1 protein-coding gene is annotated in these 248 nt (G+C 67.7%); it reads left to right on the forward strand.

Annotation, left to right across the window (positions count from 1 at the left end):
- A partial coding sequence (locus ACLJNW_RS27365) for a hypothetical protein (RefSeq protein WP_410961697.1) occupies positions 1-248 on the forward strand: 248 nt, incomplete at both ends.

Here is a 248-nt window from a genome sequence, read left to right on the forward strand (position 1 = left end):
GGCGGCACGGCTCCGGCGCGATGTGCCGTCGGACGAACGTGGGCTCGTGTTCGACCACATCACGCGCGACGTGCGGCCCGACGATGCCGAGGCCTTCGCGCTGCTTCCCGAGGGAGGCACCTATGAGGACCTGCCGCCGCGCCTGCAGCGCTACCGGACCGACATCTTCTCGGACAAGTACAAGCGGCTCGAGTGGGACCAGGTGAGCCGTTCGATCACGGCCCATCTCGCCAAGGACGGTTACTGGT

Origin of the sequence: Salmonella sp. SAL4457, from assembly GCF_046548235.1 — a bacterium.
Lineage (GTDB): Bacteria > Pseudomonadota > Gammaproteobacteria > Enterobacterales > Enterobacteriaceae > Salmonella > Salmonella enterica.